The sequence below is a fragment of the Mesorhizobium sp. LjNodule214 genome (assembly GCF_964252735.1).
Classification (GTDB): domain Bacteria; phylum Pseudomonadota; class Alphaproteobacteria; order Rhizobiales; family Rhizobiaceae; genus Mesorhizobium.
Genome location: NZ_CAXUPE020000002.1, coordinates 1339487 through 1353482, shown reverse-complemented (window position 1 = coordinate 1353482; position 13996 = coordinate 1339487). Strand labels below are relative to the sequence as shown.

Here is a 13996-nt window from a genome sequence, read left to right as displayed (position 1 = left end):
CGTCAAACAAGCCAAGGCGGCTGAAGCGACGGCGTCGAACTGACGATCTGACCGTCGGCTATCGAATCCATGTCTCAACGGCATTTCCGCTGCCTCGAGCGGCTCGCCATACTTGGCCCAGAACTCGAGACCTGGGCGCGGAAGACCGTTGCCAGCAGCCGTGTGCCGGACATTCGGCAGCAGCTCCAACTGAAGGAAACGACGATGCTCAGAGGAAAGACAGCACTCATCACAGGCTCGACCAGCGGCATCGGCCAAGGCATCGCCGAGGCCTTCGCGGCCAAGGGCTGCAACATCGTCCTGAACGGCTTCGGTGATACCGGCGAGATCGAACTGCTGCGGGCCAAGCTCGCCGCCGACCATGGGGTGACCGTTCGCTACGACAATGCCGACATGAGCAAGGGCGGCGCGATCACCGCGATGATGGACAAGGCGATCGCCGAGTTCGGCGCGGTCGACATCCTCGTCAACAATGCCGGCATTCAGCATGTCGCGCCGATCGACGACTTCCCGATAGAGAAATGGGAGGCTGTCGTGGCGATCGATCTGATGTCGTCGTTCTACACGATCCGGCGCGCACTGAAGGCGATGAAGGCGCGCAAATGGGGCCGCATCATCAACGTTGCGTCCGCCCACGCCCTTGTCGCATCGCCATATAAATCCGCCTATGTCGCCGCCAAGCACGGCGTCGCCGGCTTGACCAAGACGGTTGCGCTGGAAGTCGCCGAGCAGGGCATCACCGTTAATGCGGTTTGCCCCGGATACGTGCTCACCCCGCTGGTCGAGAAGCAGATACCGGATACGGCCAAGGCACGCGGGATCACCGAAGAACAGGTCATCAAGGATGTGCTGCTTGCGGCCCAGCCGACCAAGCAGTTCGTGACCGTAGCCCAGGTAGCGGCACTCTGCCTGTTCCTGGCCTCGGATGACGCGGCCTCGATCACCGGCGCAATCATGCCGATCGAAGGCGGCTGGACCGCCCATTGAAACCGGCAACAAGGAGCGCAACGACCATGAACAAGATCACCCGAAATCCTTCGACGTCGGAACCTGCCCCGGAGGCCCGCCACGTCGCCGACGGTTCGGTCCAGCGCCAGACTGTTCTGGTGCTGCAGGGCGGCGGCGCTCTCGGAGCCTATCAGGCCGGCGTCTACCAAGCGCTGGTAGAGGGCGGCATCGAGCCGGATTGGGTCATCGGCACCTCAATTGGCGCCATCAACGCGGCGCTGATTGCCGGAAACGAGGTGCAAGACCGCCTGCCGAGGCTTCAGGAATTTTGGGACGGCGTCAGCCGGAGCAGCCCGCTCGACGAGTTTTTCCGGATGATGGTTCCAAGCAACGTCTTTGCCAATATGGGCACGGTGATGCGCGGCATACCGGGCTTCTTCGAACCGAACCCGAGCGCCATGTTCGGGGTGAACCGCGAAGTGGGTGTCGAGAACGCCTCCTACTACACCACCGATCCGCTCAAGCGGACCCTGAACAACCTGATCGACTTCGACTATCTCAACCGGCGCCATACGCGGCTGACGGTCGGCGCGGTCAACGTCAACACTAGCGAGCTCAAATACTTCGACAGCCGTGAGATGACCCTCTCGCCCGCGCACATCATGGCGTCGGGCGCCCTGCCGCCGGCCTTTCCGGCGGTCTGCATCGACGGCGAGCCCTATTGGGATGGCGGCATCTATTCGAACACGCCGATCGAGGTCGTGCTGGACGAGCGTCCGCGCCGCGACGCGCTGATCTTCGCCGTCAACATGTGGCAGCCCCGCGCCACAGAGCCGAAGTCCATCTGGCAGGTCATGGGGCGGCAAAAGGATCTTCAATACGCCAGCCGCGGCCGCAGCCACGTGGCGCGGCAGGAGCAACTGCATCGTCTGCGGCACGTCGTGCGTGAAATGGGAAGGCTCGTCCCCGAGGAGCGGCGCGAGGATCCGATGTTCAAGGAACTGGCGTCCTATGGCTGCCCGTCGGTCATGCATCTCGTGCGCCTGCTTTCACCGCGGCTCGATGGCGAAGACCACACCAAGGACATCGACTTCACCCGCGCAGGCATCCGCACGCGCTGGCAGGCCGGATACGAGCACGGCCAGCGCGTCCTCGCGGAGAAGCCATGGGAATGCGACGTCGACATGCTGCAGGGCATCGTCATTCACGAATCGCAAGAGTGAGTTGCTCAAACACGGCGATCCTGAGGAAAGAGACGGAGACTAGCGATGCAGATCATCACTCCTGGGATGCGGCTGGTTCCGGAAGCCGTGCTCGCCAACGACGCCGCGCTTTTCCGCACGATACCGGAGACGCCATCCCATGCGGACAGCGCGCTGCATCGCGTGGTCATCGTCGGCGGCGGCGCGGGCGGGCTGGAACTGGCGACGCGCCTTGGCCGCAAGTTCGGCAAGCGGCGGCTATCTGTCACGCTCGTTGACCGCAATCGCACCCATATCTGGAAACCGCTCCTGCACGAGGTCGCCTCGGGCACATTGAGCCCATCGAACGACGCGGTGGAATACATCGCCCATGCCAGTCGCCACCACTATCGATACCGCATCGGTGAGGTCGTCGGCATCGACCGCGCCAAACGTCAAATCTTTGTCGCCCCAAGCTTTGACGACGACGGCAGGCAGATCATCCCGCCACGTGTGCTGGGCTATGACACGCTGGTGCTGGCGGTCGGCAGCGTCAGCAACGATTTCGGCACGCCAGGAGCGGCCCTTCACGCAATTGCGCTCGATACGGCCGATCAGGCCGCCCGATTCAACAGGCGCATGATAGACGCGTGCCTGCGCGCCAATGCGCAATACGAGCAGCTGTCGCCGGGCCAGCTACATTGCGTCATCGTTGGCGCCGGGGCCACCGGTGTCGAGCTGGCTGCCGAGCTGCACAAGTCGATGCGGGAGATTGCCTCGCACAACCTCGACAACATCGATTTCGAAAGGCTGATCCGCATCACCCTCGTCGAGGCCGGGCCGCGCATCCTGCCGGCCTTGCCGGAACACCTCGCACGAGCTTCGGCACGCCTGCTCGTTGATCTGGGCGTTCAAATACGCTGCGGGATCAAGGTTACCGACGTGACGGAGGGCGGCATCAGGCTTGGCGAGAAGCTTTTTGTGCCGGCCGAGCTCGTCGTCTGGTCCGCTGGCATCAAGGCGCCGGATTTCCTGAAACAGCTCAATGGCCTCGAGACGGACCGCATCAATCGCCTGGTCGTTGATGAGACATTGCAAGCCAGAGGGGACGAGAACGTGTTTGCGATCGGCGACTGCGCGAGCTGTGTCCTGCCCGGCGAGGACAATCCCTTACCGCCGCGCGCCCAGACGGCCCATCAGCAGGCTGACCACCTGGTCAAGGTGATCGCCGCGCGTCTCGAGGGACGCGCCGCGCCGGCATTCCGTTACCGCGACTACGGCTCGCTCGTTTCGCTGGCCGACTACGGCTCTTTCGGCAGCCTGATCGGCGGATTGAAGATCGAAGGTCTGCTTGCCCGGCTGATGTATCGCTCGCTCTACAAGATGCACCTCAAGGCAGTGCACGGGACGTTGAAGACCGCGCTGGACACGATCGCCGGGGTCCTGGCGCAGCGCACCAAACCGCGAGTCAAACTGCATTGAATCTCGGGAGGGCAAGACAGTGGAAAAGTATGATGTCGTGATCCTCGGCGGCGGCAATGCCGGGATGGGCGTGACCGTGGCCACGCGCGCCGCCGGGCTGTCGGTGGCCATGGTAGAGGCGCGCGACCTCGGCGGCACCTGCCCCAATCGCGGTTGCACCCCGAAGAAGGTCCTCGTCGCGGCGACCCATGCGCTCCATGAGATCGAACGAGCCGATCGGCTCGACATCACGGTCGATACGCCGAGACTTGACTGGCGGGCTCTGATCGACCGCGAAAAGGATATGATCAGCGACATTCCGTCCCGCCTGTCCGGGTTGATGGCGAAGCGCGGCGTCGATGTCATCGTCGGCGAGGCCGCGTTCATCGGCAGCAATGCCATCAGCGTCGACGGCCGCGAACTCGAAGCCAGGAACATCGTCATCGCAACCGGCTCGAAGCCGCGTCCACTGCCGATTCCGGGCGCGGAGCATATGATCATCTCCGACGATGTCCTGAACGACCCGGTGCTGCCGCGCGCGGCCGTCTTCGTCGGCGGTGGCGTCATTGCCTTCGAACTAGGCCAAGTCTATGCGCGCGCCGGTGTGGCCGTGACAATCCTCGAAGCACTGCCGCATCTGCTTGGAACATTCGACGCCGATGCCGTTGCCCGGATCCGTGGCGAGAGCGAACGCATAGGTATTCGTGTCCGCACCCTGGCTTGGGTCAAGCGGATCGATAAGGCCAACGGACGGTTGCGCGTTAGCTTTGTGGCCGAAGGCGTCGAGTGCGCAGCGGACGCGGACAGGGTTGTCAATTGCGCCGGGCGCGTGGCCAATGTCGAGGGGCTCGATCTTGGCGCCGGCGTCATCGTGCATCGAGAGGGACGTATCGAGATCGATGATCATTTGCGTTCGCGTTCGAACCCGGACGTCTATGTCTGCGGCGACGCAGTGTGGAATTCTCCGCAGCTTTCGCCGGTAGCCACCTATGAGGGCGGCATCGTTGGTCGCAACATCGTCGATGGGCCGAGACACCGGCCGGACTATGGCCAGATACCGGCGTCGCTCTATACGGTCCCGGCCCTGGCCAGCGTCGGCCTGACCGAGGCCAAGGTGAAAGAGCAGGGACTTGGCGTCAAGGTCCATGTGAACGACATGCGGAGCTGGCTGTCCGCGAGGACCTATGCCGAAACCGTGGCGTGGTCGAAGATCATCGTCGAGGAAACGACGGACAGGATCGTCGGCGCCCACATGGTCGGCCATGCCGGCGAAGAGCTGATCCACATCTTCGCGCTCGCCATGAAACATGGCATCACCGCATCGCAGCTGTCCGAAACGGTCTACGGCTTCCCGACCTTCGCCTCTGACATCAGGAACATGATGTAACGAATTGAGGGGAGGCGGCGAACAGAATACGAACCTCTCCTGCGTTAATGCACGTGGGGCATCAAAACCATGCGAGAAAAGCATGGCCTTCGCCGACAGGCTTCGATGATAGGCTGCGTGCAACCCATGAAAGTGCAGAAATGGCCGTCGACGACCAGGCAATGACATTCGAACAGTCCGTCCAGGCTGCCATAGAACTCGACGCACCGCTGAACGAGCGGCTCGCCGTGATTGCGGCCGCTGTGCGCCGCCTGAACTCGGATTTCGCCGACGCAGTGGACCGCCTGGTGGCGCGCCTGGAGCAACAAGGGGCCGGAGCGATGGCGCCGGCTCCCGACGATGTCATGCCGGGGTTCCTGCTGCCTGACGACGAGGGCAGACTGGTTGGCCTACGCGACATCCTCCTCCGGGGTCCGGCCGTGATCACCTTTCAGCGCGGGCACTGGTGTCCTTATTGCCGGTTGAATGCGATTGGCATCGTCGAAGCTCAGCAGGAGATTGCGGCGCTGGGCGGCCAGGTCGTGGCGATCATGCCCGAGCGCCGCAGGTTCGCGAAGGCGATGAAAGCCGCCGTAGGCGCCAAGTTTCCATTCCTGACCGACATGGACAATGGCTACGCCCTCTCGCTCAACCTTGCGATCTGGATAGGGGCCGAGATGGAGCGGTTGATGGGCGTTGCGTATGATCTGCCAAATTACCAAGGCAACGCCAGCTGGTTCTTGCCGATCCCCGCGACTTTCGTCGTCGGCACGGATGGCATCATTACCGATCGCTTTGTCGATCCGGACTACCGCCAGCGGATGGACATCGACGACTTGATCGCGGCGCTCAGGCGGGCTCGCTGACGCCGAAGGTCGACCAGTCGGTCGACCGCAGCAGGTTGAGCAGCGTCGTCGCCACCGGCGAACGATGGCGGCCGGCGACGGCATAGACGGCGACGATCCGCGAAATGTCCAAGTCGCGGAGCTTGAGCCTACGGGTGTTCGGCGAGCGCGGCGCGGTCATCGAGACGAAGCCAACTCCGGCGTTGGCTTCCAGCAGCGCCAGCAGATCATGGTCGGTCTCGACTTCATGCGCGGTCCGCGGCGCCAGACCCTTCGCAGAAAGACAACGCGACAGCTCCTCGCTCGTTTCCCAATCGATCCGGCTGAGCACGGGCTCTGCGGCCAATTGGCTCAAGGCGACATCGGCCTCGTTACGGCGGGCAAGCGGATGATCGGAATTCACGACGAGCTCGATGCCTTCCTGGAACAGCGGCCAGGTGTCGAGCCGATCCCAAGCTTGCCCCAGCGGACCGGCGACGGCCAACTCGACCTCGCCGTTCTTCAGCGCATCGACGACAGCGGTCGGCGAGCCGCGGTTGATCTTGAGATGGACCCCAGGATAGGCCCGGAAAAGCTCCGTAAACGGCGAAACCAGAAGTGCGATGTTGACGCTGTTGGAAATGGTGACGTTGAGCGGTGCCACGTCGCTGCTCTGCACGGCCTTGGCGAGCGACTTGGCGGACGTAGCAGCATCGTAGCACTGCTGCAGCAAGGGCAGCATGCGTCGTCCAAGCTCGGTCAGATGGGAATGCTGGCGCTCGCGCCGAAGGAGTTCTCCACCCAACTCGTCTTCAAGTGTCTTGATCGCGCGCGTCAGCGCAGGCTGCGTGACGTTGCACTCTTCAGCTGCCCTGGTGAAGTTCAAGGTGCTGGACAGGGCCAGGAAATAGCGGACCTGCTGCATCTCCATGAATTTTCGCCCCCTCAGCGAAGTGGTCGGCTATGAATTACGATATGTTCGGAGACTAATGCAATGGAAGGCTTGCGCCGGCCGCGCCTCAGACTGAATGTCGGCAAAGCTTGCGAACTTGCAATGTCGGTTCCCTTTGGTAGATGGGCGGGGCTACGATGCGCCGAATCAAAGTCTTGGGATAAGGCTGCGTCGGTAGGGAGGAGTTAGATGAATTTCGAGCTGGGGATGCTTGTCGCAAGCTGTGTGCTCTTTCTAATCCAAGTTGTTATCGCTTCCCACGCAGCTAGTCTTCAACGAGGTTATCGTTGGACAGCCGGCTCTCGTGACGCCGAAATGCCCCCGCTCACCGGGGTCGCAGGACGGCTGGAACGGGCGCTTCGAAACTTCCTCGAGACATTCCCGGTGTTCGTGGCTGCAGTCCTCCTAGTCCGTGCGCTCGGCCGTGAGAGCGCCCTTAGCGAATGGGGATCTGGCCTCTATTTTTCAGCCAGACTGGTTTACCTTCCACTCTACGCAGCAGGCGTCCCCCTGATCCGCTCGCTCGTCTGGAACGTTGGGTTCCTTGGAATTGCCCTTCTTCTTTTTGCGTCAGCCTGGCCCGACCTATAGCGACGGTTTGCTAACCTTCTTATCCGCCTACTTCGAGGTAGCGCCTTCGCGTTGCTTGACGGCGAATTCCTCCTCCGGCGAATAGACCAGCGTCCTGCGGCCATAGGCGCCGAAATAGACGATCGCCAGAGCATACCAAACCGCTACCCCGATGACGCCCTGGCGGTATAGCGGGTCAGTAAGCTGGAACCCAATGGTGATCAAGGCGATGATCACAGTCAGCCACGCACCGAGCACGCCGAAGGGACTCCTATAGGGCCTTTCGATATTCGTGAAACGGCGGCGCAGTTGCAGGAACGTCAGCCCCTGCAGAAGATATGAGAACATAGCGCCAAACACGGCCATGTTCAGAAGAGTGCCACCGATGTAAGTGCCGGCGGCCCCGCCGCCTTGGGTGAACCAGATCACAACCATCACCAGGAAGCCCACGAGCGATCCTGCGATAAGCGCCACGTTCGGCGTCTTGTGCTCGCCGTGGGTTACGGAGAGGAAATGCGGGAAATAGCCCGCACGGCTCAGCGAATAGATCTGTCGCCCATAGGCGAAGATGATCGCGTGAAAGCTCGCTACTAGTCCGGCGACCGCAAATAGCGCTAGGATCTTAGCCCAGCCCGTTCCGTAAATGACCCTGAAGCCGTCAAGGATCGGCTCGCCGGACGTCCCGTAGGCGAAGGAACCGTCAGGCAATGCCGGGTTAATGATCAGGATTAGGAAACCCGTGGCCAGCAGCGTGAACATGCCGAGCATGATGCCTTTGGGCATATCTCGCTTGGGATCAATCGATTCCTCAGATGCAAGCGGCAACTGTTCAATCGCGAGAAACAGCCAGACTGCGAACGGCATCGCTGCGAAAATGCCCCTGAGGCCGAATGGCAAGAACGGCCCGTGCCCGTCCGGCAGCGCCATCGCGGCCCCGTCTGGTCCGATTCCGATATTCATGGCATTTTTGGCGAAGTCGAACTGTCCCGACGCCAGTGCGCTAACGAAGAAGAAAACCAGGATCGCTAGAGCGATGAGTGTGACGACCACAGTGACTCTAAATGAAAGAGCGACACCGCGCACGTTCAGCCCGACAAAGATCAGGTAGCCGACGAGCCACCAGACCGGCTGCCAGGCGTTTGGGGTGCCAGTGATGGCCGTCATGTAGGTGCCGATGAAATAGACCACGACCGCCGGGGTGAGCACATATTCAATGTTCTCCGCTATGCCAGTGATGAAGCCGCCCCACGGACCGAACGCCGTGCGCGCAAAAGAATAGGCCCCGCCAGTATGCGGCAGCGCCGGGCTCATCTCGGCAATCGAATAGGTCAGGCCAAGATACATGATGGCGATCAAAACGGTCCCGACGAACATGCCGCCCCAACCACCGACGGCAAAGCCAAGGTTCCAGCCCGAAAAGTCGCCCGAGATGACAGCGCCGACGCCAAGTGCCCAAAGCGAGAAGACCCCGGCGTGGCGCTTCAACACACGTTTTTCAAAATATTCCGAACCGGGAATGTGATAGGAGACACCCCCTTCATGTTTCTTGGAATCCCCAGCCATCGTTTGTCCCTCTCTGCTAATTTACAGGTTGTTCCAAATGCAAGGCGATCTGCTAAACAATCCCGTCACTGCCCTTCGACGTCGTAGGCTCACTGGTTGAACCACCAGTTGTGAAAAGTTGATGCTAAGCTGGCCGAGTTACTGCCCCTTCTCCTGACGCGGAGCGATGTGCCTTCCGATCTGTAGATCAGTCCGGGCTCGACGATCCATTCACCAGGGGAGAGCGATTCGACATCGTAACGCCCGTCAGAAAGGCGTGCTGCAAGCCCAACGTAGCGATAGCGGGTGCCGGAGATATCTGTGACTGAGCCGAAGATTGGTCGGTCTGCAAGGTAGCCGACGATCGCGCTTTCTACGCTAGCTTGCGAACCGGCCGGCCCGGCAATCCTAAGTGTGTAGTATTCGATCGGAACGCTTCTCGTGCCGATGCGCATCAGCTTATTCCTCGCTAAAGGAACGCATTCAGTCAGTATGCTCGCGCGAGTTCAATAAATCCATCAATATGAATGGATGGTGGCCAAGCCCTGTTGGCGCCACGCCGTCCTCCGCATACGCAGCATCGCCGAGGGTGATAAAAAGTGACGCGACGCACGCCAACTTCAAATGCGAGCGATGGAGGTCATTTTGACGGGCGTCACAATGTTACAAAATATCTCGTAACATATTGATATTATTATAGTAGTCCAGAGTTCAATCCTCTCTCGCAAACCCTACTCGTCGCATGGCCGTTTTCGGTTCCAACTTTTTTGTCGAACTTCGGCTTCTCGGCGGCAGTTAGCGCTATACGTCAAGCAGAAGGAGCATTCTGCCATGACGATGATCACCTGCGGGCTTATACACGCCTTGCCGCCATCGGACCGCCGCGTCTTTGGCCGTCCCGAAGCCGCCAGCTTTGTGGGTGCTAGTGTCGGTTATTTCGACAAGCTGGTGCGTGCCGGCATCATGCCGCCTCCGTTGCCGCTTCCTGGCGTCAAGCGCTGGGATGTCCGCGCACTCGAGAGGGCGCTTGACGACCTGAGCGGGATTTCCGAGTCTCAAGATTGCGACAACGAGTGGGATCGGCTCGTCCAATGAAGCGTAAGCTGCCGAAGCACGTCAAAGCCTTCATTGATCGAACCGGCCGGCCGCGGCACTATTTCAGACACTCGAACACCGCGTTACCAGGTCTTCCATACTCGACCGAGTTCATGGACGCCTATGGCGCGGCTTTGAAGGCGTGGGAAGCCGGCAGGGCGGCGCCAACAACCGTGATAGGAGCTAGTCGAACCCAGCCCGGCACAATCGCGGCGCTGATCCTCTCCTATTACGGCAGCGCAGATTTCAGAAATCTAGCAAAGGCGAGCCAGAAGACGTATCGAAACGCACTCGAGCGCATTCGGATTGAATACGGCATTGGCTCGGTCGTCACACTCGAGCGCAAGCACGTCCTCAAGATGATGGACAAGAAGGCTGAACATCCTGGCGCGGCCAACGAACTGCTGAAGATGATGAAGCTCCTGATGGGGCGCGCCATCGACATGGGGATGCGAAAGGACGATCCGACGATCCGGATACGACGGATGAAAATCAAGTCGGGTGGATTCATTGCTTGGGAGGAGCAGGACATTGTCGCGTTCTACGCGGCGCACGCAGAGGGCACCCGTGCCCGACTCGCTCTCGATCTACTGTTGTTTACGGGCCAGCGGCGCTCGGATGTGATTTGCATGGGCCGCCAGCACGTCAAGAACGACGTCCTTTCCATTCGGCAGCAAAAGACAGGCACGGCCGTCTCGATCCCGCTTCATGCACACCTCAAAGGCACGCTCGATGCCCGGCCCCAGGACAACCTCACCTTTCTCCTGACGCAATATGACAAGCCGTTCCAGCCCGAATCATTCACAAACTGGTTCCGGGTTTGTGTCCGCGAAGCTGGCTTGCGTGAGGATCTGGCAAGCGGCGCCATGGGGCTTTCACCGCATGGTCTAAGGAAGGCATGTAGCCGACGCCTCGCCCAAGCCGGGTGCACACCCCACCAGATCAAGGCGATCACGGGCCACAAAAAGCTTGATGAGATCGTTCGCTACACCGAGGCCGTCGATCAGATGCGTCTGGCTCATGAAGCGATGAATGCCATCGCCGAGCACGGAGCAGGAACAAAAACTGTCAAACCAAACAGTTTGGTTTGACAGTTTGACCCGTAACGTATTGAAAACGCTTCGTTGAGAAACCGCTATTCCACGCTGAGCCGATACCCAATACCGCGCACCGTCTGCAGCCAGACCGGGTTGGACGGGTCGCGCTCGATCTTGCGGCGCAGGCGGTTGATCTGGACGTCGATGGTGCGCTCGCCGACTTCCGAATCGTCGCCGACCAGTTCGTGGCGCGGGATCGTTTCGCCGGCCCGCGCCGCGAAGATCGCCAGGATCTCCTGCTCGCGGTCGGTCAGTTTCAGCGCCTCGCCGCCACGCTTCAGTTCGCGCCTGGCAATCTGGAACGTATAGGGGCCGAACACCAGCTGCTCGACCTTGGGCGTCGTCGCCGGGCCGCCGCGGCGCAGGATGTTGTTGATGCGCAGGATCAGCTCGCGCGGGTCGAACGGCTTCGGCAGATAGTCGTCGGCGCCGGCCTCGAGCCCGGTGATGCGGCTGTCGGTCTCGGACAGCGCGGTGAGCATGAGGATCGGCACGTTCTTTTCCGCCCGTAGCGCCTTGGTGAGATCGACGCCGGTTTCGCCGGGCATCATGACGTCGAGCACGAGCAGGTCGAAATCGAGACCGGCAAGCTTTCGCCTGGCCTCGCCGGAGTTACCGGCGACGGTGACGCGAAAGCCGTTCTCGGACAGATACTGCTTCAGCAGGTTGCGGATACGGGTGTCGTCATCGACCACAAGCAGATGCGGTGCGTCATCGTCCGGTGCAGTCGGATGATCAACCCTCTCAATGGTCTCCATGGCTCTTCCCCGATATTTTCGCAGGCACAATGTCAATCTGCGCTCTTAGTTCCGGATTGACCATCGCCTCCAGGAAGCGTTCGATCGAGGCACGTTCGGTGGCTCCGGAATCCTCCAATGCAGTACGGATGCGGCGTGACTGTGGCCGCGCCAGTGCCAGCGCCAGGGCGCGGCCCTTGGCCGTCGGGTAAAGTTCACGCTGGCGGCGGTCGCGAGGACCCTGCAACTGGACGATGTGGTCGGTGTCGATCAGCTGCTTGAGCACGCGGGCCAGGCTCTGCTTGGTGATCTTCAGCACGTCGAGCAACTCGGCCACCGTCAGGCCCGGCCTGCGGTTGACGAAGTGCAGGACGCGGTGATGGGCGCGGCCAAAGCCATAGTCGGCCAGGATCTGGTCGGGATCGGAGGTGAAATCGCGATAGGCAAAGAAAAACAGTTCGATGATGGCGAAGTCGATGCCGTCCTCGTCGGTGATCGCCGTCCTGATCGGTTTTCCGGCTGCGGGGCTTCGATCCGTCATCTTGTCTCCATGCAAAGGGGAATTATGTCAGTACTATTGACGCAATTTCCCGGCAATGGTAATTTTTGGCAAGCTTTTCGGCGGATTGCGAACGAAAAGGCAAGGGTGAGCCGTTTTTCCGGAACTTCCTGAGTTTGCCAGAGCTTAAATATCCGCCTACGCTTTGAGAACCCGGTCGCCCGGTGCGGGCCGACACGAAACACACAACGATACAACGATATGCGGGGTGGCACCCGCGGGAGGTTATCATGGCATCCGTTCCTTTCGACCAGTTGGACGGCTTCATCTGGATGAACGGCGAGTTCGTCAAATGGGCCGACGCCAAGATCCATGTGCTGACCCATGGCCTGCATTATGCCAGTGCCGTTTTCGAGGGCGAGCGCGCCTATGGCGGCGAGATATTCAAGCTCACCGAACATACCGAGCGCTTGCATGAATCGGCGCGCCTGCTCGGCTTCAAGATACCCTACTCGGTCGCCGAACTCGACGACGCGTGCCGCACACTCTTGAAGAAGCAGGGGTTCCAGGACGCCTATGTGCGCCCGATCGCCTGGCGCGGCAGCGAGCAGATGGGCGTCTCGGCGCAGAACAACCGCATCAATTGCGCCATCGCCATCTGGCAGTGGCCGAGCTATTTCGATCCGGCGCAGAAGCTGAAGGGCATCCGCCTCGACATGGCGGAGTGGCGTCGTCCCGATCCGCGCACCGCGCCGTCGAAGTCGAAGGCTTCCGGCCTCTACATGATCTGCACCATGTCCAAGCATGCAGCTGAGGCCAAGGGCTATGCCGACGCTATGATGCTCGACTGGCGCGGCCGGGTTGCCGAAGCAACCGGCGCCAACATCTTCTTCGTCAAGGACGGCAAGATCCACACGCCGATGCCCGATTGCTTCCTCGACGGCATCACCCGGCGCACGATCATCGGCCTTGCCAAGGATCGTGGGATCGAGGTGATCGAGCGCGTCATCATGCCGGAAGAACTCGAAGGCTTCGAGCAGTGCTTCCTCACCGGGACGGCGGCTGAAGTGACGCCCGTGGCGGAGATTGGACCCTACCGATTCGAGGTCGGCGAGATCGCCAAGACATTGATGAAAGACTATTCTGTTGCAGTGCAACCGAAGCATGCGATTGCTGCAGAATAACGAAAGTCACAGCTTTTTTGTCAAGCAGGGGCGGTTTTCGAGCCGCCCCTTTTATTTCAGCATCTCTGCATTTGACTTTCACCCATTTCAGCGTCTCATGATGGCGTCGGCCCGGGAGGCTGACAGTCATGGAGGGACTGGAAATATGGACATGAACACGCTTCTTCCGATCATTGTTCAGGTGATTATGGGTGTCATCGGTGGTCAGGCGGTGGGCGCGGCGCTCAAGCAAGCGGCGTTGGGTCAGCTTCCCAAAATCCTGGGCGGCGCCATTGGCGGTGTCGGCGGCGCGGCCATCCTCGGCAGCCTGCTTGGCGGCGGTACGGTCGATCCGGCAGCGGCTGCGGCGGCAGCGGGCGGATTGGGCAGCGCGTTGAACCTGGAGAACATCCTCGGCGGCGCTGGCGGCGGCGCCATCCTGACCGGCATCATCGGCGCGGTCATGAATGCGATGAAGAAGTAAGCCTCGAGACATCGGACTTTTTCGCATGGGCGGCTTCGGCCGCCCATTTGTTTTTCGGCTCATCGAGATGGCCGCCG

At 60.9% G+C, this 13996-nt stretch carries 15 protein-coding genes; 10 read left to right on the top strand and 5 right to left on the bottom strand.

The genetic code is table 11. From position 1 onward, the window contains the following. The first annotated feature begins 204 nt into the window (after positions 1-204). The 5 genes from ACSQ3Z_RS20255 to ACSQ3Z_RS20235 all read left to right on the top strand — a co-directional run bounded on the left by ACSQ3Z_RS20255 (position 205) and on the right by ACSQ3Z_RS20235 (position 5822). Positions 205-987 carry a 3-hydroxybutyrate dehydrogenase gene (locus ACSQ3Z_RS20255; protein ID WP_436173949.1) on the top strand — a complete coding sequence of 261 codons (783 nt, stop codon included), beginning with the start codon at positions 205-207 and terminating at the stop codon, positions 985-987. Positions 988-1013: 26 nt separating this feature from the next. Then, on the top strand, positions 1014-2171 hold the full coding sequence (locus ACSQ3Z_RS20250) for a patatin-like phospholipase family protein (protein WP_436173060.1): 1158 nt from the start codon (positions 1014-1016) through the stop codon (positions 2169-2171). A gap of 45 nt (positions 2172-2216) precedes the next feature. Next, positions 2217-3611 (top strand): NAD(P)/FAD-dependent oxidoreductase, encoded by a 1395-nt coding sequence (locus tag ACSQ3Z_RS20245; RefSeq protein ID WP_436173059.1) that lies wholly within the window; start codon positions 2217-2219, stop codon positions 3609-3611. A gap of 19 nt (positions 3612-3630) precedes the next feature. Then, positions 3631-4977, top strand: a complete 1347-nt coding sequence (locus tag ACSQ3Z_RS20240; RefSeq protein WP_436173058.1) for a dihydrolipoyl dehydrogenase family protein — start codon at positions 3631-3633, stop codon at positions 4975-4977. Between the two features lie 140 nt (positions 4978-5117). Beyond that, positions 5118-5822, top strand: coding sequence for a peroxiredoxin-like family protein (locus ACSQ3Z_RS20235; RefSeq protein ID WP_436173057.1), 705 nt, complete (start codon positions 5118-5120; stop codon positions 5820-5822). On the opposite strand, the gene ACSQ3Z_RS20230 is transcribed toward ACSQ3Z_RS20235, so the two are convergent. Then, positions 5806-6711 (bottom strand): LysR family transcriptional regulator, encoded by a 906-nt coding sequence (locus tag ACSQ3Z_RS20230; protein ID WP_436173056.1) that lies wholly within the window; start codon positions 6709-6711, stop codon positions 5806-5808. The two genes, ACSQ3Z_RS20235 and ACSQ3Z_RS20230, sit on opposite strands and share 17 nt — an antisense overlap. Before the next feature lie 210 nt (positions 6712-6921). Between ACSQ3Z_RS20230 and ACSQ3Z_RS20225 the strand changes: the two genes are divergently transcribed. Continuing rightward, positions 6922-7323 (top strand): MAPEG family protein, encoded by a 402-nt coding sequence (locus ACSQ3Z_RS20225; protein ID WP_436173055.1) that lies wholly within the window; start codon positions 6922-6924, stop codon positions 7321-7323. A 27-nt stretch (positions 7324-7350) separates the two neighbouring features. On the opposite strand, the gene ACSQ3Z_RS20220 is transcribed toward ACSQ3Z_RS20225, so the two are convergent. Together ACSQ3Z_RS20220 and ACSQ3Z_RS20215 are read right to left on the bottom strand one after the other, a co-directional pair. Further along, on the bottom strand, positions 7351-8865 hold the full coding sequence (locus ACSQ3Z_RS20220; protein WP_436173054.1) for an amino acid permease: 1515 nt from the start codon (positions 8863-8865) through the stop codon (positions 7351-7353). An 89-nt stretch (positions 8866-8954) separates the two neighbouring features. Continuing rightward, positions 8955-9299, bottom strand: coding sequence for a hypothetical protein (locus ACSQ3Z_RS20215; protein ID WP_436173053.1), 345 nt, complete (start codon positions 9297-9299; stop codon positions 8955-8957). Positions 9300-9675: 376 nt separating this feature from the next. Between ACSQ3Z_RS20215 and ACSQ3Z_RS20210 the strand changes: the two genes are divergently transcribed. Together ACSQ3Z_RS20210 and ACSQ3Z_RS20205 are read left to right on the top strand one after the other, a co-directional pair. Continuing rightward, positions 9676-9939, top strand: a complete 264-nt coding sequence (locus ACSQ3Z_RS20210; RefSeq protein WP_436173052.1) for an XRE family transcriptional regulator — start codon at positions 9676-9678, stop codon at positions 9937-9939. Further along, positions 9936-11030, top strand: a complete 1095-nt coding sequence (locus ACSQ3Z_RS20205) for a tyrosine-type recombinase/integrase (protein WP_436173051.1) — start codon at positions 9936-9938, stop codon at positions 11028-11030. Before ACSQ3Z_RS20210 ends, ACSQ3Z_RS20205 begins: the two co-directional genes overlap by 4 nt. A 44-nt stretch (positions 11031-11074) precedes the next feature. Here the strand turns inward: ACSQ3Z_RS20205 and ACSQ3Z_RS20200 are convergent, their stop codons facing one another. Together ACSQ3Z_RS20200 and ACSQ3Z_RS20195 are read right to left on the bottom strand one after the other, a co-directional pair. Continuing rightward, on the bottom strand, positions 11075-11794 hold the full coding sequence (locus tag ACSQ3Z_RS20200; RefSeq protein WP_006202527.1) for a response regulator: 720 nt from the start codon (positions 11792-11794) through the stop codon (positions 11075-11077). Then, positions 11781-12314 (bottom strand): MarR family winged helix-turn-helix transcriptional regulator, encoded by a 534-nt coding sequence (locus tag ACSQ3Z_RS20195; protein ID WP_436173050.1) that lies wholly within the window; start codon positions 12312-12314, stop codon positions 11781-11783. Before ACSQ3Z_RS20195 ends, ACSQ3Z_RS20200 begins: the two co-directional genes overlap by 14 nt. Positions 12315-12562: 248 nt before the next feature. Between ACSQ3Z_RS20195 and ACSQ3Z_RS20190 the strand changes: the two genes are divergently transcribed. Further along, on the top strand, positions 12563-13456 hold the full coding sequence (locus tag ACSQ3Z_RS20190) for a branched-chain amino acid aminotransferase (protein WP_436173049.1): 894 nt from the start codon (positions 12563-12565) through the stop codon (positions 13454-13456). Between the two features lie 145 nt (positions 13457-13601). Beyond that, positions 13602-13919, top strand: coding sequence for a hypothetical protein (locus ACSQ3Z_RS20185; RefSeq protein ID WP_436173948.1), 318 nt, complete (start codon positions 13602-13604; stop codon positions 13917-13919). The last annotated feature ends 77 nt before the right edge of the window (positions 13920-13996 follow it).

What these genes read in the sequence shown, in the direction of transcription:
- ACSQ3Z_RS20210 (WP_436173052.1), top strand. Translation starts at nt 9,676, where the DNA reads ATGACGATGATCACCTGCGGGCTTATACACGCCTTGCCGCCATCGGAC.
- ACSQ3Z_RS20200 (WP_006202527.1), bottom strand. Translation starts at nt 11,794, where the DNA reads ATGGAGACCATTGAGAGGGTTGATCATCCGACTGCACCGGACGATGAC.
- ACSQ3Z_RS20205 (WP_436173051.1), top strand. Translation starts at nt 9,936, where the DNA reads ATGAAGCGTAAGCTGCCGAAGCACGTCAAAGCCTTCATTGATCGAACC.
- ACSQ3Z_RS20250 (WP_436173060.1), top strand. Translation starts at nt 1,014, where the DNA reads ATGAACAAGATCACCCGAAATCCTTCGACGTCGGAACCTGCCCCGGAG.
- ACSQ3Z_RS20215 (WP_436173053.1), bottom strand. Translation starts at nt 9,299, where the DNA reads ATGCGCATCGGCACGAGAAGCGTTCCGATCGAATACTACACACTTAGG.
- ACSQ3Z_RS20235 (WP_436173057.1), top strand. Translation starts at nt 5,118, where the DNA reads ATGGCCGTCGACGACCAGGCAATGACATTCGAACAGTCCGTCCAGGCT.
- ACSQ3Z_RS20185 (WP_436173948.1), top strand. Translation starts at nt 13,602, where the DNA reads ATGGACATGAACACGCTTCTTCCGATCATTGTTCAGGTGATTATGGGT.
- ACSQ3Z_RS20195 (WP_436173050.1), bottom strand. Translation starts at nt 12,314, where the DNA reads ATGACGGATCGAAGCCCCGCAGCCGGAAAACCGATCAGGACGGCGATC.
- ACSQ3Z_RS20225 (WP_436173055.1), top strand. Translation starts at nt 6,922, where the DNA reads ATGAATTTCGAGCTGGGGATGCTTGTCGCAAGCTGTGTGCTCTTTCTA.
- ACSQ3Z_RS20220 (WP_436173054.1), bottom strand. Translation starts at nt 8,865, where the DNA reads ATGGCTGGGGATTCCAAGAAACATGAAGGGGGTGTCTCCTATCACATT.
- ACSQ3Z_RS20245 (WP_436173059.1), top strand. Translation starts at nt 2,217, where the DNA reads ATGCAGATCATCACTCCTGGGATGCGGCTGGTTCCGGAAGCCGTGCTC.
- ACSQ3Z_RS20255 (WP_436173949.1), top strand. Translation starts at nt 205, where the DNA reads ATGCTCAGAGGAAAGACAGCACTCATCACAGGCTCGACCAGCGGCATC.
- ACSQ3Z_RS20230 (WP_436173056.1), bottom strand. Translation starts at nt 6,711, where the DNA reads ATGGAGATGCAGCAGGTCCGCTATTTCCTGGCCCTGTCCAGCACCTTG.
- ACSQ3Z_RS20190 (WP_436173049.1), top strand. Translation starts at nt 12,563, where the DNA reads ATGGCATCCGTTCCTTTCGACCAGTTGGACGGCTTCATCTGGATGAAC.